The organism is Kitasatospora setae KM-6054 (assembly GCF_000269985.1).
GTDB lineage: Bacteria > Actinomycetota > Actinomycetes > Streptomycetales > Streptomycetaceae > Kitasatospora > Kitasatospora setae.
The window spans coordinates 8,171,306-8,192,733 of the sequence record NC_016109.1; the positions used below are offsets into that span (position 1 = coordinate 8,171,306).

The following is a 21,428-nucleotide window of genomic DNA, read 5'->3' on the forward strand; positions in this document are numbered from 1 at the left end:
GTGTGCGAAACATTGCAACGGGGCCGTGAACAGCGTGCGTTGTCTGTCCGCAGGCAATTGCGGCCTGCTCAGCGGCGCCCGTAGGTTCACGGTCAAGCGCGCCGCACACCGTTCAACGCTCCGCCCGGCCGGGGACGCCCGCCGACTCGCTCCGCCCGCACGCCCTCCCGTCCGCCCTCCCGCACGCCGTCGAAAGGGTACGCACGCCATGAGTCGGAACACCGAACCGCCGCGCGACCGGTCGAAGCTCGGCCGCCGTGAATTCCTCGCCGGGGCCGCCGCGGTGGCCGCCGCGACCGCGCTGCCGCTGACCGTGGGCGCCGGGGGCGCCGCCGCGGCGGGGGCCCGGCCGAACATCCTGGTGATCCTCACCGACGACCAGCCGAAGCAGACCGAGTGGGCCACCCCGAAGACGGTGGACTGGCTGGTCGGCCACGGCGTCCGGTTCACCTCCGGGCACGTCACCACGCCGCTGTGCGCGCCGTCCCGCTCGTCGATCTTCAGCGGCCAGTACGCGCACCACCACGGCGTCCGGGACAACGGCCACCCGTACAACCTCGACCAGCACGACACCGTCCAGCGGGCGCTGCACCAGGCCGGCTACCGGACCGGCCTGTTCGGCAAGTACCTGAACGCCTGGCAGCCGGCCGACAACCCGCCGCACTTCGACGAGTGGCTGCTGTCCGCGCCGGTGGTCTACAACGACGGGCAGTACAACGACAACGGGACCGTCCACACCATCCCCGGCTACTCGACCTCGGTGATCCGCGACCACGCGCTGGCCTTTCTCGACAAGGCCGCCACCGACCCGCGCCCGTGGTTCGCGTTCGTCGCCCCGAAGGCCTCGCACGAGCCCAACACGCCGGAGCCGAAGTACGCCGACACGGTCGTCCCGGTCTGGAACGGCCGCCCGTCCGTCGACGAGGCCGACCGCAGCGACAAGCCCGAGTGGATCCAGAACTCCACCGGCACCCTGGCCACCGCCCGGCAGCTGCGGGCCCGCCAACTGCGCACCCTGCTCTCGGTGGACGACGCCGTGCAGGCGCTGCACGACAAGCTGGCCGCGCTCGGGCAGTTGGACAACACCCTGGTCATCTACCTCGGCGACAACGGCTACACCTGGGCCGACCACGGCTGGTCGAAGAAGTCGGTCCCCTACCTGCCGTCCGTCGAGGTGCCGTTCTACGTCTCCTGGCCGGCCGGCGGCCTCGGCGCGGGCAGCCCCGCCGACCACCGGATCGTGGCCAACATCGACCTCGCCCCGACCATCCTGGACGCCGCCGGCATCACCCCGGACTGGGCGGTCGACGGGCACTCGCTGCTCGGCTCGTACAGCCGCGACCACCTGCTGGTCGAGTACTGGGAGCAGGGCGTCCACCAGGCCGGGCGGCCGCACACCTGGGCCTCCTACCTGTCGAAGACCGAGCAGTACACCGAGTACTACAAGCTGCACACGGACGCGAACGGGCAGCCCGTCGGCACCGGGGCGCTCGACTTCCGCGAGTACTACGACCTGGACGCCGACCCCTACCAGCTGGTCAACAAGCTGTACCAGGCCACCCCGGCGCAGGAGCAGGCGCTCGGCATCCCGGCCCTCGCGGCCGCGCTCGCCGCCCACCGGGCCGCCTGACCCGCCTCGCCTGACCCGCCCCGCCCCGAGCCCCGGCCGGTCGTCTCCCCGGCGGCCGGCCGGACCCGCACCACACCGCACTCCCGTGAAGGAACGAGGCCGTCATGCCCTCCTGCTGCGCTCCCGGGCACGAGCCCGCCGACCTCGGCCTGCCGACCCTGTCGCCCCCGTCGACCCTGCTCACCCTGCAGCCGAGGCCCGTGCCGACGCCGCCCGTGCCGACGCCGCCCGTGCCGACGCCGCCCGAGCCCGCGCCCGCACCCGCGCTCTCGCCCGCCGCGGTGCGGGCCGGGCGCGGGCTGCTGGAGCTGCCCGGCGGGGCGTTCCGGATGGGCGGTCAGGACCCGGACGGGATCGCGGGGGACGGCGAGGGGCCGGTCCGCGAGGTGCTGCTCGGGCCGTTCGCGATCGCCGCGACGACCGTCAGCAACGCCGAGTTCGCGTCCTTCGTCCGGGAGACCGGGTACGTCACGGACGCCGAGCGCTTCGGCTCCAGCTTCGTCTTCGAGGGCTTCCTGCCGGAACGGCTGCGGGCCCGCTCCCCGCGGGTCGCCGCCACCCCGTGGTGGCGGGCCGTCGAGGGCGCCGCCTGGCGCACCCCGGAGGGCCCCGGCAGCGGCTTCGCCGCCCGGCAGCAGCACCCGGTGGTGCACGTCTCGTGGAACGACGCGCAGGCGTACTGCGCCTGGTCCGGCACCCGGCTGCCCACCGAGGCCCAGTGGGAGTACGCCGCCCGCGGCGGCAGCGAGGGCACCCGCTACCCCTGGGGCGACGAACTCGCCCCGGGCGGCCGGGAACTGCTCAACATCTGGCAGGGCGACTTCCCGACCCGCAACACCGGACGGCACCGCTCCACCGCCCCCGTCCGCTCCTACCGGCCCAACGGCCACGGCCTCTACAACGTGCTCGGCAACGTCTGGGAGTGGTGCGCCGACCACTTCAGCCCCGACCACCACCGCCCCGACACCCCCGCCACCCGCCAGGACCCCCTCGGCCCGCCCACCGGCACCGCCCGGGTCATGCGCGGCGGCTCCCACATGTGCCACGCCTCCTACTGCAACCGCTACCGGCTGGCCGCCCGCTCCTCCAACACCCCCGACAGCTCCAGCGGCAACATCGGCTTCCGGGTGGCCCGCTGACCGCAGGCGGCCGGGCAGACGGGCGGTCGGGTGGTCGGCCAGGCGGGTGGCGGGCCGCCCAGCCCCGCCCTGACGTTCCCCCGGCCCGGCCCCGCCCCGTCCGGAGGCCACGGGCGGGGTGGGGCCGAAGGGGCGTCGGGGGTTCCCTGGGGGAGGGGATGACTCACCCTTGACCGGCCCTTGCCGACTCGGCGAGGGCATGTCGCCGGGGTGGTCCGCGGTCCTAGCGTCCTGCCGCCGAGCTGAAACCGGCCGTGGCACCACACCCCAACCGGTGTCACGGCCGTCCCCCATCAACCCCGGCTCGGTGGGAGGAAACCCGATGAACCGCAAGACCGCCATGGCGGCAGCTGTTGCGGCCGCCCTCACCATGGGCACCGTGATGGTCGCGAGTTCCCAGTCGCCCGCACTGGCCAGCGGTACCACCGCGAACGGTGCCGGACCGCAGGCGATGACCACCGTCGGCCGCCTCGCGCTCCTGGATCAGGCGGACAAGGAGGCCGGCGCGGTGGCGAAGGCGCTGGGCCTCGGCCCGGACGAGCGCCTGCTGCCGAAGGACGTGCAGGTCGACAACGACGGCGCCCGGCACGTGCGCTACGACCGCACCTACCGGGGGCTGCCGGTGGTCGGTGGCGACCTGGTCGTGCACCGGGCCAAGAACGGCAGGATCACCTCGACCAGCTGGGCGCACGAGGGTGCGATCAAGCTGAACGGCGTGACCCCGATGCTGTCCGACAAGGACGCCGCGTCCACCGCCACCCGCAGCGCCAAGCACGTCAAGGAGGCCCGCACCACCAACCTGGACACCAGCCAGCTGCTGGTCTGGGCGGTCGGCAAGGTCCCGGTGCTGGCGTACCGCAACACCGTCACCGGCGCGGGCGAGGCCGGCGCGAACTCCCGCGAGGCCGTCCTGCTGGACGCGGGCACCGGCGCCGTGCTCGACCAGTACGAGGTCAACCCGACGGTCTCCGGCACCGGCAACGGCGTCAACGTCGGCCAGGTCACCATCGAGACCAGCCAGGGCGGCAGCGGCTACACGCTGACCGACGCGGCGCACGGCGGCACCATCGTCTACGACTCGTACAACAGCCCGCAGTCGAACCCGGCGCAGAACGCCCGGACGTTCTCCAAGTCGTCCAACTCCTGGGGCAACGGCTCGACTTCGAGCCGGGAGAGCGCCGCCGTCGACGCCTCCTACGGCCTGGCGAAGACCTGGGACTACTACAAGAGCACCTTCAACCGCAGCGGCATCCGCAACGACGGCCGGGGCGCCCCGGCGTACGTCCACGTCGACAACCAGCTGCTGAACGCCTTCTACGACGACTCCTGCTTCTGCATGTCGTTCGGCGACGGCTCCTCGCAGAACGGCAACACCCCGCTCACCGCGCTCGACGTGGCCGGCCACGAGATGAGCCACGGCGTCACCGCCGCCACCGCCAACCTGAACTACTCCGGCGAGTCGGGCGGCCTGAACGAGGCCACCTCCGACATCTTCGGCACCATGGTCGAGTTCTACGCCGGCAACACCACCGACCCCGGTGACTACTACATCGGCGAGAAGCTCCGGATGGGCAACGGCTACCTGCGCCGGATGGACAACCCGGCCGCCGACGGCAACTCGCTGTCCTGCTACAGCAGCCGGGCCGGCTCGGTGGACGTGCACTACTCCTCCGGCATCGCCAACCACTTCTTCTACCTGACGGCGGAGGGCACCGGCGCGAAGACCATCGGCGGCCTGTCGCACAACGGCACCCCGTGCAACGGCGACAGCTTCAACGGCATCGGCCGCGACAAGGCCGCGCAGATCTGGTACCGCGCGCTGTCGACCTACCTGACCTCCACCAGCAACTACAGCGCGGCGCGCACCGCGACCCTGCAGGCCGCCGCCGACCTGTACGGCGCCAACTCGCAGGAGCGCTACATCGTCTCCAAGGCGTGGGCCGCCGTCTCGCTCGGCACCGCGCTGCCCGACCCGGGCAACGGCAACCCGTCGCCGTCGCCGACGCCCACCTCCTCGCCGACCGGCAACCCGAACCCGGGCGGCAACGCGCTGACCAACGGCGACTTCGAGCAGGGCACCGCCGGCTGGACCCAGAGCGCCAACGACATCACCAACTCGACCCAGCAGTCCGCGCACGGCGGCAGCTGGTACGCGTGGATGATGGGCTACGGCTCGGCCGCCACCGAGACCCTGTCGCAGTCGAACATCGCGGTGCCGTCCACCGGCAGCCCGAAGCTCACCTTCTGGCTGAAGGTCACCACCGCGGAGTCCGGCACCACCGCCTACGACACCCTCAAGGTGAACGTCAACGGCCAGACCCTGGCGACGTACTCGAACGCCAACGCCAGCGCCGGCTACGTGCAGAAGACCGTCGACCTGAGCGCCTTCCGGGGCCAGAACGTCAGCATCTCGTTCGCCGGCCAGGAGGACGCCTACCTGGCGACCACCTTCCTGCTCGACGACGTCAGCGTCGGCTGACCGCCCCACCGCCCCACCGCCTGACCGGTCGGGCAGCTGACCAGCGGAATCGGAGGTTCCGGAGGTTCCCGGCACAGTCCCCAATGATCAAGCCTTAAAAGGGACTTAACAGCGGGTCGTGAGGGTGTCGTGTTCATGCGACACCCTCGCGCAGCCGGTTCCGAGGCGGCACACTGACCGCCATGACCGGCATCCTCCCCGGCGGAGCCGGCCCCGCCACCACCCCGGCGGAGCCGACCGAGCCCCCACTCGTCGACCGCGCCCACCTGCTCGCCGAGATCCGCGCCGCGCTCACCGCCACCGGCGGCGTCCTGCTGCACGGACCGGCCGGCATCGGCAAGACCGCGCTGCTCGACACACTCGCCCGGGACGCCGAACGGGCGGGTGAGACCGTCCTGCGCAGCAGCCCCACCGCCGCCGAGGCCGACCTGCCGCACCTCGCGCTCATCGACCTGCTCGGCGAAGCCCTCCCCGGCCTCGCCGAGGACCTGCCCGACCACCTGCGGCAGGCCCTCGAACGCGCCCTGCTGCACCGCGCCCCCGCACCCGGCACCGCCACCGACCCGCTCGCCGTCCGGGTGGCCGTCCTCGAAGCGCTGCGCCGACTCGCCCAGCGCGGCCCCGTCCTCGTCCTGCTCGACGACACCCAGTGGCTCGACGAGGCCAGCCGGCAGGTCATCGCCTTCGCCGCCCGCCGGCTCACCGACCGGCAGGTCCGCTTCGCCGTCACCGAACGCACCGAAGGCGTCGAACAGGCCGGCACCGCACCCGAGATGGTCGCGCTCTGCCCGCCCGCCGCCCGCGAGATCCCGGTCGGCCCGCTCGGCGAACGCGGCACCGGCGCCCTGCTGCGCGAACGCCTCGACCTGCGCCTCAGCGGCCTCACCCTCACCCGGGTGCACGCCGTCAGCGGCGGAAACCCCTACTACGCCCTGGAACTGGGCCGCTCGCTGGCCGCCGACGGCAGCGAGAGCGCGCTCGCCGCCGACCCGGCCCGCCCGCTCGACGTCCCGCACCGGCTGCGCGCCCTGGTCGCCGCCCGGCTCGGCGAACTCCCGGACCCCGCACGGCAGTCGCTCACCGTCCTGGCCGCCGCCCGGCCCGGCACCGCACTGCCCGACACCGTCACCGAACCGCTCGGCGCCGCCCGACGGCACGGCATCGTCCGCCCCGTCCCGGCCGGCACCCCGCGCCCCGACCACCCCCAGTTCAGCCACCCGCTGGTCGCCGAGGTCGTCCTCGCCGCCGCCGACCCCGCCGAGCTGCGCGCCGCCCATCGGCTGCTCGCCGACCTCACCGACGACCCCGTCGAACAGGTCCGCCACCAGGCCCTCGCCGCCGACGCCGCCGACCCCGACCTCGCCGACCGGCTCGCCGCCGCCGCCGACACCGCCCTCACCCGCGGTGCCCCCGGCACCGCCGCCGAACTGCTCCGGCTCGCCGCCGACCACACCCCCGACCCCGACACCGCCGGCCGCCACCTGCTCGCCGCCGCCCGCAACGCCACCGCCGCCGGCCTGCCCGACCTCGCCCGCGCCTGCGGCGAACGCCTGGCCACCGCCCCCGCCGCCGACGTCCGGGTGCACGCCAGGCTGCTGCTCGCCCGCCTGCTCGGCCCCGACCACCCCGGCGCCGAACCGCTGCTCACCGCCGCCGCCGAGGACACCGGCGGCCACCCCGCGCTCACCGCCGCCGTCCACCAGGAACGCGCCGTCCGCGCCCTGCACCGCGGCGACCGGGCCGAGGGACTCGCCGAACTCGCCACCGCCGAGAAGCACGCCGACCTCGCCGACGACCCCGACCTGCTGGTCGAACTCCTCGCCCAGCGCGCCCCGCTCACCCTGCTCACCGACCCCGCCCTCGGCCTCGCCCAACTCGAACGCGGCTGCCGCCTCGCCGCCGGACGCCCCGCCACCGCCGCCGCCGTGTTCTGCCGCGAGGGCCTCGCCGTCGCCGCCCTGCGCAGCGGCGACCTGCCCCGCGCCGTCGCCGAGGTCGAGGCCCTGCGCGCCGAGGTCGAGGCGGCCGGCCGCACCGAGGACCTCGCCAACGTCCTCTACATCACCGCCTCCGTCTACGAACGGGCCGGCCGCTGCACCGAGGCGTACGCCGCCGGCCGCGCCGCGCACGACCTGCGCGAACGCATCGAACCCAGCCCCGGCCCGGCCCGCGTCCTGGGCGGCGCCGCCGAACTCAACGGCGGCACCGCCGAACGCGCCGCCCAACTCCTCGACTCCGCGATCCGCGCCGCCGAGGACGACCACGACCGCGAGTGGCTCTCCTACGCGCACGGCCTGCGCGGCCGGGTCGAACTGCTCCGCGGCAACCACCAGGCCGCCGCCGAACACCTCGGCCGCTGCCTGCACCTGCTGCGCCGGATGGAGTTCACCGACCCCGCGTTCTTCCTGGTCGACGCCGACCTCGCCGAGGCGCTCGCGCTCTCCGGCCGCCCCGAGGAGGCCGCCGCCACCCTCGCCGACGCCCGCGAACGCGCCACCGGCCTCGGCCGCGACGTCCTCACCCTCGGCCTGCACCGCGCCGAGGCCCACCTCACCGCCGCCGCCGACCCCCGCCGGGCCGCCGACACGCTGCGCGAACTGATCCCCGACAGCCACCCCTACCCCCTCGAACTCGCCCGCGCCCACCTCGCCCTGGGCACCCTGGAGCGCCGCGCCCGCCGCCGGGCCGCCGCCCGCGCCGCCCTCCAGGAGGCCCACACCCGGTACGCCGCGGCCGGCTGCCTGCCCTGGCAGCAGCACACCGCCGCCGCGCTCGCCGCCCTCGACGCCCTGGAGGCCGACCCCACCCCCATGCAGCAGCAGATCCTCGCGCTGATCCGGGCCGGCGCCACCAACCGCGAGATCGCCGCCCGGCTGCACCTCTCGGTCAAGGCCGTCGAGGCCAACCTCACCCGCCTCTACCGCCAGTACGGCGTCCGGGGCCGGGCCGAACTGGCCCGCCACCGGGACTGAGCGGCGGCCCGCCACCGGGACCGGGCGGCGGTGCGCCACGCCGGGGGCGGGCTCCGAGCGCCCACCCCCGGCGGCGGCGGGTCAGCCGATCTTCACGTCGTCCAGCAGGAAGATCGTCGACAGCGAGGCGTCCTCCTGCCCGGCGAAGGTCAGGTTGACGTTCTGGCCCCGGAAGGCGCTCAGGTCGATCGTCTTCTGCACGTAGCCGGCGCTGGCGTTGGCGTTCGAGTACGTCGCCAGGGTCTGGCCGTTGACGTTCACCTTGAGGGTGTCGTAGGCGGTGGTGCCGGACTCCTGGGTGGTGACCTTCAGCCAGAAGGTGAGCTTCGGGCTGCCGGTGGACGGCACCGCGATGTTCGACTGCGACAGGGTCTCGGTGGCGGCCGAGCCGTAGCCCATCATCCACGCGTACCAGCTGCCGCCGTGCGCGGACTGCTGGGTCGAGTTGGTGATGTCGTTGGCGCTCTGGGTCCAGCCGGTGGCGCCCTGCTCGAAGTCGCCGTTGGTGAGCGCGTTGCCGCCCGGGTTCGGGTTGCCGGTCGGCGAGGAGGTGGGCGTCGGCGACGGCGACGGGTTGCCGTTGCCCGGGTCGGGCAGCGCGGTGCCGATCGAGACGGCGGCCCACGCCTTGGAGACGATGTAGCGCTCCTGCGAGTTGGCGCCGTACAGGTCGGCGGCGGCCTGGAGGGTCGCGGTGCGGGCCGAGGCGTAGTTGCTGGTCGAGGTCAGGTAGGTCGACAGCGCGCGGTACCAGATCTGCGCGGCCTTGTCGCGGCCGATGCCGTTGAAGCTGTCGCCGTTGCACGGGGTGCCGTTGTGCGGCAGCCCGCCGATGGTCTTCGCGCCCGTCCCCTCGGCGGTCAGGTAGAAGAAGTGGTTGGCGATGCCGGACGAGTAGTGCACGTCCACCGAACCCGCGCCGGAGTTGTAGCAGGACAGCGAGTTGCCGTCGGCGGCCGGGTTGTCCATCCGCCGCAGGTAGCCGTTGCCCATGTTCAGCTTCTCGCCGATGTAGTAGTCACCGGGGTCGGTGGTGTTGCCGGCGTAGAACTCGACCATGGTGCCGAAGATGTCGGAGGTGGCCTCGTTCAGACCGCCGCTCTCGCCCGAGTAGTTCAGGTTGGCGGTGGCGGCGGTGACGCCGTGGCTCATCTCGTGGCCCGAGACGTCCAGCGCGGTGAGCGGGGTGTTGCCGTTCTGCGAGGAGCCGTCGCCGAACGACATGCAGAAGCACGAGTCGTCGTAGAAGGCGTTCAGCAGCTGGTTGTCGACGTGCACGTACGCCGGGGCGCCCCGGCCGTCGTTGCGGATGCCGGAGCGGTTGAAGGCGCTCTGGTAGAAGTCCCAGGTCTTCGCCAGCCCGTAGGAGGCGTCCACCGCCGCGCTCTCCCGGCTCGAAGTCGAGCCGTTGCCCCAGGAGTTGGACGACTTCGAGAAGGCCCGCGCGTTCTGCGCCGGGTTCGACTGCGGGCTGTTGTACGAGTCGTAGACGATCGTGCCGCCGTGCAGCGCGTCGGTCAGCGTGTAGCCGCTGCCGCCCTGGCTGGTCTCGATGGTCACCTGGCCGACGTTGACGCCGTTGCCGGTTCCGGAGACGCCCTGCTCCACCTCGTACTGGTCGAGCACCGCGCCGGTGCCCGCGTCCAGCAGCACCGCCTCGCGGGAGTCGGCGCCGGCCTCGCCCGCGCCGGTGACGGTGGTGCGGTACGCCAGCACCGGAGCACCGTCGGCCGGTGCCCAGACCACCAGTTGGCCGCTGTCCTTGCTGGTGGTGCGCGCCTGCCGGACGTGCTTGGCGCTGCGCTCGGCCGTCGCCGCGGCGTCCTGGCCCGACAGCTTCGGCGTCACGCCGGCCAGCGAGATCGCCCCCTGGTGCGCCCAACTCGTCGACAGCACAGCGCCCTTGGCGTCCCGGTGCACGACCAGGTCGCCGCCCAGCACCGGCAGCCCGCGGTAGCTGCGGTCGTAGCGCACGTGCCGGGCACCGTCGTTGTCGACCAGCACGTCCTTCGGCAGCAGGCGCTCGTCCGGGCCGAGGCCCAGCGCCTTCGCCACCGCGCCGGCCTCCTGCCCGGCCTGCGTCAGGGCCGAGGCCCGGTCCGAAGCGCTCATCGCCCGGAACCCGGCGCCGGGCACGGCCGGGCCGCTCGCCAGCGCGACGTCCTGCGAACTCGCCATCACGACGGTGCCCAGGGTGAGGGCCGCCGCGACAGCCGCCGCCAGAGCGGTCTTGCGGTTCATCGCAATTCCTCCCGCCGAGCCGGGGTCGATGGGGGCGGCCGCGACTCCGATGGGTGTGGGGTCGCGGCCGGTGACGGCTCGGCGGCAGGACGCTAGGACGGGGACGGAACGCTGCGACACGCCCCCGACAATCAACAAGGGAATCGCAAGGGAAAAGCCGTCTCCGGCGAGGGGAGCCCTTTCCCTCCGGCACCTGTCGGAGCCTCAGTAAAGCTGTGGGAAAAGGAAGTTGAGCACGGTGTCAAGCTACTCCCGCGGCGGCCGTCACCGCAAGGAGTCTTGGCCCCCGCAATTCCCCGGCGAGGAGGGCGGAAGAACCCCGCCGATGGCCGGACTTTGCCCGAATGAGACCCGTCATTCCCCCGGCGCGCGCAATTCCCGACCGTTTCCCGGCGATTTCCGCGCCGCGCCGTGCTGTGCCGCCGCGGTGGCCCCGCTCAGACCCGGTCGAGCGGGCGGTGCGGTTCGGGCGGCAGTGTGACGGTGACGCCGTCGCCGGGGCGGATCTCGCCGCCGGAGCGGACCACGCCCATGATCCCGGCCCGGCGGATCAGCGACCCGTCCTCGGCCCGCCGCACCAGCTGCTTGAGCAGGCCGCGCTGGAAGTCGTCGATCTGCGCGCACGGGTTGCGCAGCCCGGTCACCTCGACCACGGCGTCCTCGCCCAGCCGCAGCAGCGCCCCGACCGGCAGGCCGAGCAGGTCGACGCCGCGGGTGGTCACGTTCTCGCCCAAGTCGCCGGGTGCGACGGCGAATCCGGCCTCGGCCAGTTCCTCGAACAGCTCCTGGTGCATCAGGTGCACCTGCCGCAGGTTCGGCTGCGTCGGGTCCTGCGCGACCCGGGAGCGGTGCTGCACCGTCACCCCGGCGTGCGTGTCGCCCTCGACGCCGATGCCCGCCACCAGCCGTATCCCGTCCAGGTTCGGCTTGCTGAACGAGTGCCCCTCGCTCCTGCCGACCGCCACCACGCTCCCGGCCACCCGGCCCACCTTCCTCTCACGTCCCGCACATGGATGCTTCGCGCACTCACCCTATGCCTGCCCGGCTGCGCGCCCCCGGGCCGGGGCGGCACGGACGCGGCACGGACGCGGCGGGTGCGGGCTACCGGAGCAGCCGGGTCCCCGGCGGGAGGGTGTCGGTGCGGTCGGCCTCCCGGAGGTAGGCGAGCAGGGTGGCGTGGAACGCGGCCGCGGCGTGGGTGAGCGGGAGGTCGCGGCCGTGGGCGAGGGCGATGGTGCGGCCGAGGCCGGGCGGGGCGAAGGGGGTGGCGGGCAGGCCGGAGCTGGCGGCGACCATGCCGGGGACGACGGCGGGTCCGAGGCCGGCCCGGACGGCGGCGAGGACGGCGTCCATCTCGCCGCCCTCGACCGCGTACGAGGGTTCGAAGCCGGCCGCCCGGCAGGCGGCCAGGGTGCTCTCCCGGACGTCGTAGCCCTCGCGGAACATCACCAGGTCCTGGCCGCGCAGATCGGTGATCCGGGCGCGGCGGGGGAGCGGGGTGGCCGAGACGAGGACCAGGTCCTCGTGCAGCAGCGGGGTGACGTCGAGCGGGGCGGGCGGGGCGGTGGCGGGGGCGATGACCAGCGCGAGGTCCAGCTGCCCGGCCTCCAGGTCGCGGACCAGGTCGCCGGAGCCGCCCTCGGTGAGCCGCAGGTCGACGCCGGGGTGCCGGGCACGGTACGCCCGCAGCACCTGCGGGACCAGGCTGGCGCAGAGCGAGGGCGGCGCGCCGAAGCGGACCCGGCCGCGGCGCAGCTGCACGGTCTCGGCGACGGCCCGCCGGGCGCTGTCCGCGTCGGCGAGGATGCGCCGGGCCAGCGGCAGCAGCGCCTCCCCGGCGTCGGTCAGGGCCGTTCCGGAGCGCGAGCGGTGGAACAGTTCGGCGCCCAGCTCCCGTTCCAGGGCCCGGATCTGCTGGGAGAGCGAGGGCTGCGAGACGTGGCTGAGTTCGGCGGCCCGGGTGAAGTGCCGGGCGTCGGCGACCGCGACGAAGTAGGCGAGCTGCTGCAACTGCACACCAGCCAGCATAGGCACTGCCTATCGTGATCAGCACTTCCATGTCTTGGACAGCGGCGACAGGCCCGGCCTACGGTCATGCTCATGGCTTCTGCTCACCGGACGACCCGGACGACCCGGACCCCGGCCCCCGGCCGGCCCCCGTCCTCCCTGGCGGCGCTGTGGCGCAGCTCCGTCGGCAAGAAGGCCGTGATGGCGGTCAGCGGGCTGCTGATGCTGGCGTACCTGGTCGCCCACATGCTCGGCAACCTGAAGGTGTTCTTCGGCCCGGACGACATCAACGGCTACGCGCACTGGCTGCGCACCCTCGGGCAGCCGCTGCTGCACCACGGCTGGTTCCTCTGGCTGGCCCGGTTCGTCCTGCTGGCGGCGGTGGTCGCGCACGGCACCGCCGCGTACCAGCTCTCCCGGCGCGACCTGCGGGCCCGGCCGGTGAAGTACGCGCACCGGCGGCGGCAGGCGACGTACGCGACCCGGACGATGCGCTGGGGCGGGGTGATCCTCGGGCTGTTCATCGTCTGGCACATCCTCGACCTGACCACCCTCACGGTGAACCCGGCGGCCGAGGAGGGGCACCCGTACCAGAACATCGTGGCCTCGTTCTCGACCTGGTACTCGGGCGCGGTCTACTGCCTGGCGATGCTGGCGCTCGGCCTGCACGTGCGGCACGGCTTCTGGAGCGCCGCGCAGACGCTCGGCGTCAACAACCCGCGCCGCGACCGGGCGTTGAAGCTCGGCACGAACGGGCTGGCGCTGCTGCTGACCGCCGGGTTCCTGTCGGTGCCGGTCGCCGTGATGACCGGACTGGTCCGGTGAGCCCGATGACCCGCCCGCCTGTCACCACGCCCGCGACCACACCCGCAACCACATCCGCGACGGCCGGAGGCGCCCGATGAGCAGTTACCTCGACTACACCGTCGGCGACCCCGTCCGTGACGCCGCCGCGCCGGACGGGCCGATCGAACAGCGCTGGGAGCGGCGGCGGTTCGAGGCGAAGCTGGTCAACCCGGCGAACCGGCGCAAGCACACCGTGATCGTGGTCGGCACCGGCCTGGCCGGCGGCGCGGCCGGCGCGACGCTGGCCGAACAGGGCTACCACGTCGTCCAGTTCTGCTTCCAGGACTCCCCGCGGCGCGCGCACTCGATCGCCGCGCAGGGCGGCATCAACGCGGCCAAGAACTACCGCAACGACGGCGACTCGGTGCGCCGGCTGTTCTACGACACCGTCAAGGGCGGCGACTTCCGGGCCCGCGAGTCCAACGTGCACCGGCTGGCCGAGGTCTCGGTGGAGATCATCGACCAGTGCGTGGCGCAGGGCGTCCCGTTCGCCCGCGAGTACGGCGGGCTGCTCGACACCCGCTCGTTCGGCGGCGTCCAGGTCTCCCGCACCTTCTACGCCCGCGGCCAGACCGGCCAGCAGTTGCTGCTCGGCGCCTACCAGGCGCTGTCGAGGCAGATCGCCGCCGGGAACGTCGAGATGCACCCGCGCACCGAGATGCTCGACCTGCTGGTGGTCGACGGCCGGGCCCGCGGCATCGTCGCCCGCGACCTGGTCACCGGCGAGGTCCGCTCGTACACCGCGGACGCCGTGGTGCTGGCCAGCGGCGGCTACGGCAACGTCTTCTACCTCTCCACCAACGCCAAGAACTCCAACGCGACGGCCGTCTGGCGGGCCCACCGGCGCGGCGCGCACTTCGCCAACCCGTGCTTCACCCAGATCCACCCGACCTGCATCCCGCGCTCCGGCGACCACCAGTCCAAGCTGACCCTGATGAGCGAGTCGCTGCGCAACGACGGCCGGATCTGGGTCCCCAAGGCGAAGGGCGACACCCGCCCCGCCGGGCAGATCCCGGAGGACGAGCGCGACTACTACCTGGAGCGGATCTACCCGGCGTTCGGCAACCTGGTGCCCCGCGACATCGCCTCCCGGGCCGCCAAGGTGGTCTGCGACGAGGGCCGCGGCGTCGGCCCCGGCGGGCAGGGCGTCTACCTGGACTTCGCGGACGCGATCGCCCGGCTCGGCCGGGACGCCGTCGAGGCCAAGTACGGCAACCTGTTCGAGATGTACGAGCGGATCACCGCCGAGGACCCGTACACCGTCCCGATGCGGATCTACCCGGCGATCCACTACACGATGGGCGGGCTGTGGGTCGACTACGACCTGCAGACCACCATCCCCGGCCTGTTCGCGATCGGCGAGGCCAACTTCTCCGACCACGGCGCCAACCGGCTCGGCGCCAGCGCCCTGATGCAGGGCCTGGCCGACGGCTACTTCGTGCTGCCGCCCACCCTGAACGACTACCTGGGCCGCACCAAGCTGCCCGCCGTCCCCGCCGACCACCCCGAGCTCGCCGCCGTGGAAGCCGAGTCCGCCGACCGGCTGGAGCGGATCCTGGCCGTCGACGGCGACCGCACCCCCGACTCCTTCCACCGCGAACTGGGCGAACTCCTGTGGGAGGAGTGCGGAATGGCCCGCGACGAGGCCGGACTGCGCCGCGCGCTGGACCGGATCCCGCGGATCCGGGACGAGTTCTGGCGGCGGATCAAGGTGCCCGGCACCGGCGAGGAGCTCAACCAGGCGCTGGAGAAGGCCAACCGGCTGGTCGACTACTTCGAACTCGCCGAACTGATGTGCCTGGACGCGCTGCACCGCGCCGAGTCCTGCGGCGGCCACTTCCGCACCGAGTCCGCCACCCCCGAGGGCGAAGCCGCCCGCCGCGACGAGGAGTTCGGCTACGCCGCCGCCTGGGAGTTCACCGGCACCGGCACCGCCCCCGTCCTGCACAAGGAAGAGCTCGTCTTCGAGCACGTCCACCCCACCCAGCGGAGCTACGCGTGAACCTCACCCTGCGCATCTGGCGCCAGCAAGGCCCGGACACCCCGGGCGAGATGACCGAGTACCGGGTCTCCGGCATCAGCGAGGACATGTCCTTCCTGGAGATGCTCGACACCCTCAACGAGGAGCTGATCCTGCGCGGCGAGCGCCCGGTCGCCTTCGACCACGACTGCCGCGAAGGCATCTGCGGCGCCTGCGGCATGGTCATCAACGGCCAGGCCCACGGCCCCGAACGCACCACCACCTGCCAACTGCACATGCGGCACTTCACCGACGGCGACACCATCGACGTCGAACCCTGGCGGGCCGGCGCCTTCCCCGTCGTCCGCGACCTGATGGTCGACCGCTCCGCGCTCGACCGGATCATCGGCTCCGGCGGTTACGTCACCGCCCCCACCGGCTCCGCCCCCGAGGCGCACGCCACCCCCGTCCCCAAGGAGGCCGCCGACCTGGCCTTCGAGCACGCCGAGTGCATCGGCTGCGGAGCCTGCGTCGCCGCCTGCCCGAACGGCTCCGCGATGCTGTTCACCGCCGCCAAGGTCGTCCACCTCAACGTCCTCCCGCAGGGCGCGCCGGAACGCGCCTCCCGGGTACGGAACATGGTCGGCGCGATGGACGACGAGGGCTTCGGCGGCTGCACCAACACCGGCGAGTGCGCCACCGCCTGCCCCAAGGGCATCCCGCTGACCGGGATCGCCCGCCTCAACCGCGAGTTCCTGCGCAGCTGAGCTGAGCTGAGCTGAAAGGGGCGTGGCGGGGCGCCGCGGGTGTCACTCGCCGACCAGCCGTCCCTCGTACGCTTCCGGGGCGCCCGCCAGGTGCTCCGGAAGCCGCGCCAGCACGTCCTTCAGGACGGCCGTCCCGTGGTGCAGCGCCAGCTCCGCCCGGCTCGCCCACAGCTCGTACAGGAAGAACCGGCCGTCCTCCTGCTCCTGCAGCCGGTACACCAGGCTGCCCCGGTGCGAGCGCGAGGGCTCCACCAACGAGGCGAGCAGCTCCCGGAGTTGCTCGCGGTGGCCGTCCTTCGGGGTGAGGAAGCCGTAGAGCGCCACCGGCTCGTCGGAGCCGGCTCCGTCCGTGTTCTGGTTCGTGTTCTGGTTCGTCGTCATGTCGGCAACCGTAGGATGTGACACCGGTGTGAGGTTCAAGTCGCGACGGTGTGGGGTGGGTCACATGATGCGGATCGGCGAGCTGTCCCGGGCCACCGGTGTCCCGGTCCGGCTGCTGCGCTACTACGAGCAGCAGGAGTTGCTCTCCGCGCACCGCACCCCGGGCGGCCACCGCGAGTACGCCGCCGACGCGCCCGTCCAGGTCGGCCGGATCCGGGCGCTGCTCGCCGCCGGGCTCACCAGCCGCACCATCCGCGAACTGATGCCCTGCTACGAGGACGGCGAACTGCACCCCTGCGTCCGCGACCGGCTGGATGCCCAACTCGCCGAACTGAACGCCCGGATCGGCGAACTCGCCACCGCCCGGGACGCCCTCGCCGACCTCACCGCCCGGATCCCGCAACCTGCCTGACGCTCCGTCAGATGTCGCGCGGGGCCTGGAGCGGGCGCGGCCCCGGGCCCTTGACGATCCGGATGGTCGGCGCGGTCTCCACGTGCTGCACCCCGCGCAGCGCCGCCACCCGGGTGGTCAGGTAGCCGTACAGCTCCCGGGCGCCACGGGTGATCACCACCGCGTGCAGGTTGCTCGGCCCGGTGGTCGCGCAGGCGTACGCCACCTCCGGATGCTCGGCCAACGCCGCCCCGGCGGCGGCGAGTTCGGACGGCACCACGTTCAGCCACAGCCAGGTGTGGGTGCGCAGCCCGAAGATCCGCCAGTCCACGTCCAGGTCGAAGTACAGCGCGCCGGAGCCGGCCAGCTCGTCCAGCCGGCGGCGCACGGTCGTCTCCGACTTCCCGCAGGCGGCGGCCAGTTCGGCCAGCGGGGCCCGCCCGTCCACCGCCAGCACGGCCAGCAGCCGGAGGTCCGTCCGGTCCAACTGCACGGCCGGGCCGCCCGGTTCGGCCGGTCGCGGACCCGCCTCGGTCAGCGCCGCGACCTGCCCGGCGGTCAGTGCACCGGACTTGACCGCCAGGCTCTGCGCGCCGCCGAAGAAGGTGTGCAGCACGCAGTGCGCGGTCACGCTCGACACACTGGGCGTGCGCGGCAGGTGCTGCAGCAGCAGCGAGTGGTCCGAACGGTCCGGCGGGGTCCGGGTCGAGCAGGCGATCTCGGTGCCGCCCGAGTTCAGCGACACCCACACGGTGTCCTCCCGGCGGGCCAGTGCCGCCGCCACCGCCCCCGCCGAATCCGGCGTGCAGCGCACCCGCAACTGCCAGCGCGCCTCGCCCAGCCGCTCCGGATCGGACAGCCCCAGCACCCGGACCAGCCCCGCCCCGCGCAGCCGCCCGTACCGCCGCGCCACCGTCTGGTCGGACACCCCCAGCACCGCCGCCAGCCGGCTGAACGCCGCCCGCGGCGCCAACTGCAGGGCGTGCACCAGTTGCCGATCGAGCGCGTCGTACGTGTCGGATCCCACCGCACCAGCGTACGCGGTGTCGGAAAGCGACGCCGAAAGCCGATCGAGTAGGGAGAAGTGCCGCCGACGGCGGACAGTGCGGAGGAACGAACGCCCTCGCGGCCGACATCCCGCGGCCGACGCCCCGCAGTCGCCGACCCCGCGGTCGACGACCCCTCCGTCCCGGAAGGACGACCCTCCCGTGCGCAAGTGGATCCCCCTGACGGCGGTCAGCGCCGGCGCCTTCATGCTGCTGGTCGACGCCAGCATCGTGAACGCCGCGCTGCCGAAGATGGCCGCCGACCTCGACTCCACCTTCACCGCCCTGCAGTGGGTGATCGACGTCTACACCCTCACCCTCGCCGCCCTGCTGATGGCCTTCGGCTCGCTCGGCGACCGCCTCGGCCACCGCCGCCTCTACCTGGCCGGCCTCGCCGTCTTCGGCCTCGCCTCGCTCGGCTGCGCGCTCGCCCCCGACGCCGTCACCCTGATCGTCGCCCGCGCGGTCCAGGGCACCGGCGGCGCCGCCATGATGACCTCCACCACCGCCCTGCTGAACGCCGCCTACCAGGGCCCCGACCGGGCCACCGCGTTCGGCCTCTGGGGCGCGGTCAACGGCGCCGCGGCGGCCGCCGGGCCGCTGCTCGGCGGGCTGCTCACCCAGCAGTTCGGCTGGCGCTCGATCTTCCTGGTCAACCTGCCGATCGCCGCCCTGGCCGCCCGGCTGACCGTCCGCCACCTCACCGCCGACCGGCCCCGCCCGGCCGCCCGCCCGGAAGGGGCAGGGGCAGTGGCAGGGACGGCCGGGCGCTTCGACCTCCCCGGCGCCGCCGCCTTCACGCTGTTCGCCGCCGCCCTCACCCACGGCCTGATCGAGAGCGGCGAACGCGGCTGGAGCGACGCCCGGGTGCTCATCCCGCTGGCCGTCGCCGCGCTCGCCCTCGCCGCCTTCACCGCCGTCGAACTCCGCACCGCCCGCCCGCTGCTGGACCTGCGCCTGCTGCGCACCCCGGCCTTCGCCGGCCTCGCCGCCGCCGGACTGCTGCTCACCGCCGCCGCCTTCGCCGAACTCACCTACACCGGCCTCTGGCTCCAACAGGTCCTCCGGCTCGGCCCGTTGACCGCCGGCCTGGCACTCAGCCCGCTGGCCGCCGCCGCGTTCCTCACCGCCCCGGCCGGCACCCGCCTGCTGCGCGGCAGGCCCCCGGTGCTGCCGATCACCCTCGGCCTGACCCTGATCGGCGCCGGCTCCCTGCTGCTCACCCTGGTCTCGCCCGCCGGCGGCTGGACCGCCCTGCTGCCCGGCCAGCTGCTGGCCGGCGTCGGCGTCGGCCTGGCCACCCCGCCGATGATGTCCGCCGCCCTCGCGGCCGTCCCGCGCGAACGCGCCGGCATGGCCTCCGGCGCCTTCAACACCGCCCGCCAACTCGGCCTCACCCTGGGCATCGCCGTCCTCGGCACGGTCTTCCAGAACACCCTGCGCGACCGCCCCGGCACCGACCCCCGGCACGCCTACGCCACCGCCCTCGACCACGTCTACCTGACCGCCGCGGCCGCCGCCCTGCTCGCCGCCGCCCTGACCGCCCTGCTGGTCCGCCGTCCGACCCCCGCCCCGGCGTCCGGAGCGGGGCCGACCGCCGCCGGCCCGACCGCCGACGCGCCCGTATCGGCCGGTACGACAGGCTGATCGGCGGCCCGGAAAGCCCGGCCCGGGCCGTCCGCCCGAGCCTCCCGGACGGAGCAGTCGGAGCGGGCGATCGGGTGACCGCCGGACCCCGGCCGTGCCCCGGCGGCTCCCCGGGCGGTTCTCGGTGCCAAGTACGGGCGCGGAGGGGCGTCCGTCGTGGCCATCGAGGAGACGTCCGGGTGCCGTTGTCGCTGTCGCCGTCCTGTCCGCTCTCGGCACCGCCGGCACCGCCGGCACCGCCGGCACCGCCACGGCTGCGCCTGCCGTTCGAGACGCCGCCGTCACCGGCCGACGCTCTCGACCCAGGCCGCACCGACGCTCTCGACCACGGCCGGCACTTCCGGCTCGGCTCCCACCTCGTCCGGGCCGAACTCACCACCGGCGCGGGCCTGCTGCTCGACGCCTTCCCCCGGCTGCGCCCCGCGCCCGCCTTCGACCCCACCCGCACCGGCTTCGTCAAGCGCAGCCCCGCCCGCCTGGACGTCCTGCTGTGACCACACCCGCACCCGCACCCGCCGTCGAGACCTCCGCCCCGGCCGCCCCGGCCGTCCCCGACGCCCCCGCCGTCTTCGCCGGCCGGATCCCCGGCCCCAACCCGCTCGACCGGGCGCTGCTCGCCCACGACGGCCCGCAGCAGCCCGTGGTCACCCTCGTGCTGGACTTCCCCGGCCCGGCCCCCGAACCGGCCGCCCTGCGCCGCCGCCTCGCCGAACGCGCGCCCGGACTGCCCGCCTTCCACGCCACGCCCGACCCCGGCGCCCGCCTGCGGCCCGGCCGCGCCCCCGACGCCGCCGCGCTCGACGCGGAGACCGACCGGATCTCCCGGCTCCCGTTCGACCTCGGCACCGAACCGCCGCCCTGGGACCTGCACCTGATCACCGGCCCCGACACGTTCCGGATCTGCCTGCGCACCCACCACGGCTTCCTCGACGGGGTCGGCGCCACCCACGCCGCCGCCGCGCTGCTCGCCGACACGCCCGCCGAGGGCGCCCGCCTGCACCCGTCCGTGCCGCCCACCCTCCGGGCCGCCGCCCGCACCCTGTACGAGCTGGCCCGCACCCTGGCCGGCCCGCGCGCCTGGACGCCGCCGCCCGCCCCGGACTCCGACCCCGGCCCCGGCCTCGGCAGCGCCCGGCAGACCGCCGGCCGGGACGTCCCGCTCCCGGTGCTGCGCCGGATCGCCGACGCCCACGGCGCCACCGTCCACCAGGTCGCGCTGGCCGCGCTCGGCACCGTCCTCGCCGACCTGCGCCGCGAACACCACTCCGACGACGCCCGGCGCCCCGCCGTGGCCAGTGTCGTCATGTCGACCCGTACCCCCGCCGAACGGCACCTGCCCGGCAACCGGCTCGGTGTCCACCGCCTGCGCCTCCCGCAGCGCGCCGACACCCTGGACGCGGCCCTCGCCGCGGTCGTCCGCCGCACCGCCGCCGCCCGCTCCCGGCGCCGGCGCGACGCGCTGCGCGCCCTGCTCGCCCCCCGGGTCGCCCCGGGACTCGGCGTCCGGCTGTACGCGGCCGCGCTGCGCGCCGACGCGAGCCCGCTGGTGGTCAGCAGCGTCACCCTGCCCGACGGCCTCACCGCCTTCGGCGCGCCGCTGCGCGGGGCCGGGCTGCTGGTGCACGCCTTCGAGGGCTTCCCCGCCTACGTCTCCTTCACCCGGGCCGCCGGCCTGGTCCGCTGCCACGCCGCCGCCGACCCCGGCCGCGGCGCCCTGCTCCGGGTGCCGGACCGCTGGGCCGCGCTGCTGCTGGCCCACGACGGCGGCGCTTCCTAGCGCCGCGTCAGGCGGCCTTCGCCCGTCGCGACGCCCGGCACGCGCCCTCCTTGCCCGCCACCGGGCAGGAGGGGCCCGCTCGTCGCACCGGCCGGAAGCCCGAGTACATCCAGGACGAGGGCTTCCGGCCGGCCCGCCGAGAGCA

At 74.3% G+C, this 21,428-nt stretch carries 16 protein-coding genes; 11 read left to right on the plus strand and 5 right to left on the minus strand.

Annotation, left to right across the window (positions count from 1 at the left end; genetic code table 11):
- Nucleotides 1-208 precede the first annotated feature (208 nt).
- The 4 genes from KSE_RS35555 to KSE_RS43165 all read left to right on the plus strand — a co-directional run bounded on the left by KSE_RS35555 (nucleotide 209) and on the right by KSE_RS43165 (nucleotide 8,220).
- Nucleotides 209-1,630, plus strand: coding sequence for a sulfatase family protein (locus KSE_RS35555; protein ID WP_014140236.1), 1,422 nt, complete (start codon nucleotides 209-211; stop codon nucleotides 1,628-1,630).
- 104 nt (nucleotides 1,631-1,734) lie between these two features.
- Nucleotides 1,735-2,769 (plus strand): formylglycine-generating enzyme family protein, encoded by a 1,035-nt coding sequence (locus tag KSE_RS35560; protein ID WP_014140237.1) that lies wholly within the window; start codon nucleotides 1,735-1,737, stop codon nucleotides 2,767-2,769.
- A 322-nt stretch (nucleotides 2,770-3,091) separates the two neighbouring features.
- The gene (locus KSE_RS35565) at nucleotides 3,092-5,248 is read left to right on the plus strand and encodes a M4 family metallopeptidase (protein WP_014140238.1); all 2,157 of its coding nucleotides are present in this window, start codon (nucleotides 3,092-3,094) and stop codon (nucleotides 5,246-5,248) included.
- A 182-nt stretch (nucleotides 5,249-5,430) separates the two neighbouring features.
- A complete protein-coding gene (locus tag KSE_RS43165; protein ID WP_014140239.1) occupies nucleotides 5,431-8,220 on the plus strand; it encodes a helix-turn-helix transcriptional regulator in 2,790 nt (929 codons plus the stop codon).
- 81 nt (nucleotides 8,221-8,301) lie between these two features.
- Here KSE_RS43165 and KSE_RS35575 read toward each other — a convergent pair whose 3' ends face one another.
- The 3 genes from KSE_RS35575 to KSE_RS35585 all read right to left on the minus strand — a co-directional run bounded on the left by KSE_RS35575 (nucleotide 8,302) and on the right by KSE_RS35585 (nucleotide 12,477).
- Complete coding sequence (locus KSE_RS35575) at nucleotides 8,302-10,461, minus strand: M4 family metallopeptidase (RefSeq protein ID WP_014140240.1); 2,160 nt, start codon at nucleotides 10,459-10,461, stop codon at nucleotides 8,302-8,304.
- Between the two features lie 437 nt (nucleotides 10,462-10,898).
- A complete protein-coding gene (locus KSE_RS35580; protein WP_231873273.1) occupies nucleotides 10,899-11,441 on the minus strand; it encodes an MOSC domain-containing protein in 543 nt (180 codons plus the stop codon).
- A gap of 121 nt (nucleotides 11,442-11,562) precedes the next feature.
- On the minus strand, nucleotides 11,563-12,477 hold the full coding sequence (locus KSE_RS35585; protein WP_014140242.1) for a LysR family transcriptional regulator: 915 nt from the start codon (nucleotides 12,475-12,477) through the stop codon (nucleotides 11,563-11,565).
- An 84-nt stretch (nucleotides 12,478-12,561) separates the two neighbouring features.
- Between KSE_RS35585 and KSE_RS35590 the strand changes: the two genes are divergently transcribed.
- The 3 genes from KSE_RS35590 (at nucleotide 12,562) to KSE_RS35600 (ending at nucleotide 16,041) form a co-directional block, all read left to right on the plus strand.
- A complete protein-coding gene (locus KSE_RS35590) occupies nucleotides 12,562-13,293 on the plus strand; it encodes a succinate dehydrogenase cytochrome b subunit (protein ID WP_014140243.1) in 732 nt (243 codons plus the stop codon).
- A 76-nt stretch (nucleotides 13,294-13,369) separates the two neighbouring features.
- Nucleotides 13,370-15,316: a fumarate reductase/succinate dehydrogenase flavoprotein subunit gene (locus KSE_RS35595; protein ID WP_014140244.1), complete on the plus strand. Its 1,947-nt coding sequence runs from the start codon at nucleotides 13,370-13,372 to the stop codon at nucleotides 15,314-15,316.
- Nucleotides 15,313-16,041: a succinate dehydrogenase/fumarate reductase iron-sulfur subunit gene (locus tag KSE_RS35600; protein ID WP_014140245.1), complete on the plus strand. Its 729-nt coding sequence runs from the start codon at nucleotides 15,313-15,315 to the stop codon at nucleotides 16,039-16,041. The genes KSE_RS35595 and KSE_RS35600 overlap by 4 nt, the downstream gene beginning before the upstream one ends.
- A 42-nt stretch (nucleotides 16,042-16,083) precedes the next feature.
- On the opposite strand, the gene KSE_RS35605 is transcribed toward KSE_RS35600, so the two are convergent.
- The gene (locus KSE_RS35605; RefSeq protein WP_014140246.1) at nucleotides 16,084-16,422 is read right to left on the minus strand and encodes a putative quinol monooxygenase; all 339 of its coding nucleotides are present in this window, start codon (nucleotides 16,420-16,422) and stop codon (nucleotides 16,084-16,086) included.
- A 64-nt stretch (nucleotides 16,423-16,486) separates the two neighbouring features.
- Between KSE_RS35605 and KSE_RS35610 the strand changes: the two genes are divergently transcribed.
- Nucleotides 16,487-16,834 (plus strand): MerR family transcriptional regulator, encoded by a 348-nt coding sequence (locus tag KSE_RS35610; RefSeq protein WP_014140247.1) that lies wholly within the window; start codon nucleotides 16,487-16,489, stop codon nucleotides 16,832-16,834.
- A 7-nt stretch (nucleotides 16,835-16,841) separates the two neighbouring features.
- On the opposite strand, the gene KSE_RS35615 is transcribed toward KSE_RS35610, so the two are convergent.
- On the minus strand, nucleotides 16,842-17,840 hold the full coding sequence (locus KSE_RS35615) for an Lrp/AsnC family transcriptional regulator (RefSeq protein WP_014140248.1): 999 nt from the start codon (nucleotides 17,838-17,840) through the stop codon (nucleotides 16,842-16,844).
- A 181-nt stretch (nucleotides 17,841-18,021) separates the two neighbouring features.
- Between KSE_RS35615 and KSE_RS35620 the strand changes: the two genes are divergently transcribed.
- The 3 genes from KSE_RS35620 to KSE_RS35630 all read left to right on the plus strand — a co-directional run bounded on the left by KSE_RS35620 (nucleotide 18,022) and on the right by KSE_RS35630 (nucleotide 21,283).
- Nucleotides 18,022-19,506: an MFS transporter gene (locus KSE_RS35620; protein WP_014140249.1), complete on the plus strand. Its 1,485-nt coding sequence runs from the start codon at nucleotides 18,022-18,024 to the stop codon at nucleotides 19,504-19,506.
- Between the two features lie 179 nt (nucleotides 19,507-19,685).
- A complete protein-coding gene (locus tag KSE_RS43170) occupies nucleotides 19,686-20,000 on the plus strand; it encodes a hypothetical protein (protein ID WP_014140250.1) in 315 nt (104 codons plus the stop codon).
- Nucleotides 19,997-21,283 carry a wax ester/triacylglycerol synthase domain-containing protein gene (locus KSE_RS35630; RefSeq protein WP_014140251.1) on the plus strand — a complete coding sequence of 429 codons (1,287 nt, stop codon included), beginning with the start codon at nucleotides 19,997-19,999 and terminating at the stop codon, nucleotides 21,281-21,283. The genes KSE_RS43170 and KSE_RS35630 overlap by 4 nt, the downstream gene beginning before the upstream one ends.
- The last annotated feature ends 145 nt before the right edge of the window (nucleotides 21,284-21,428 follow it).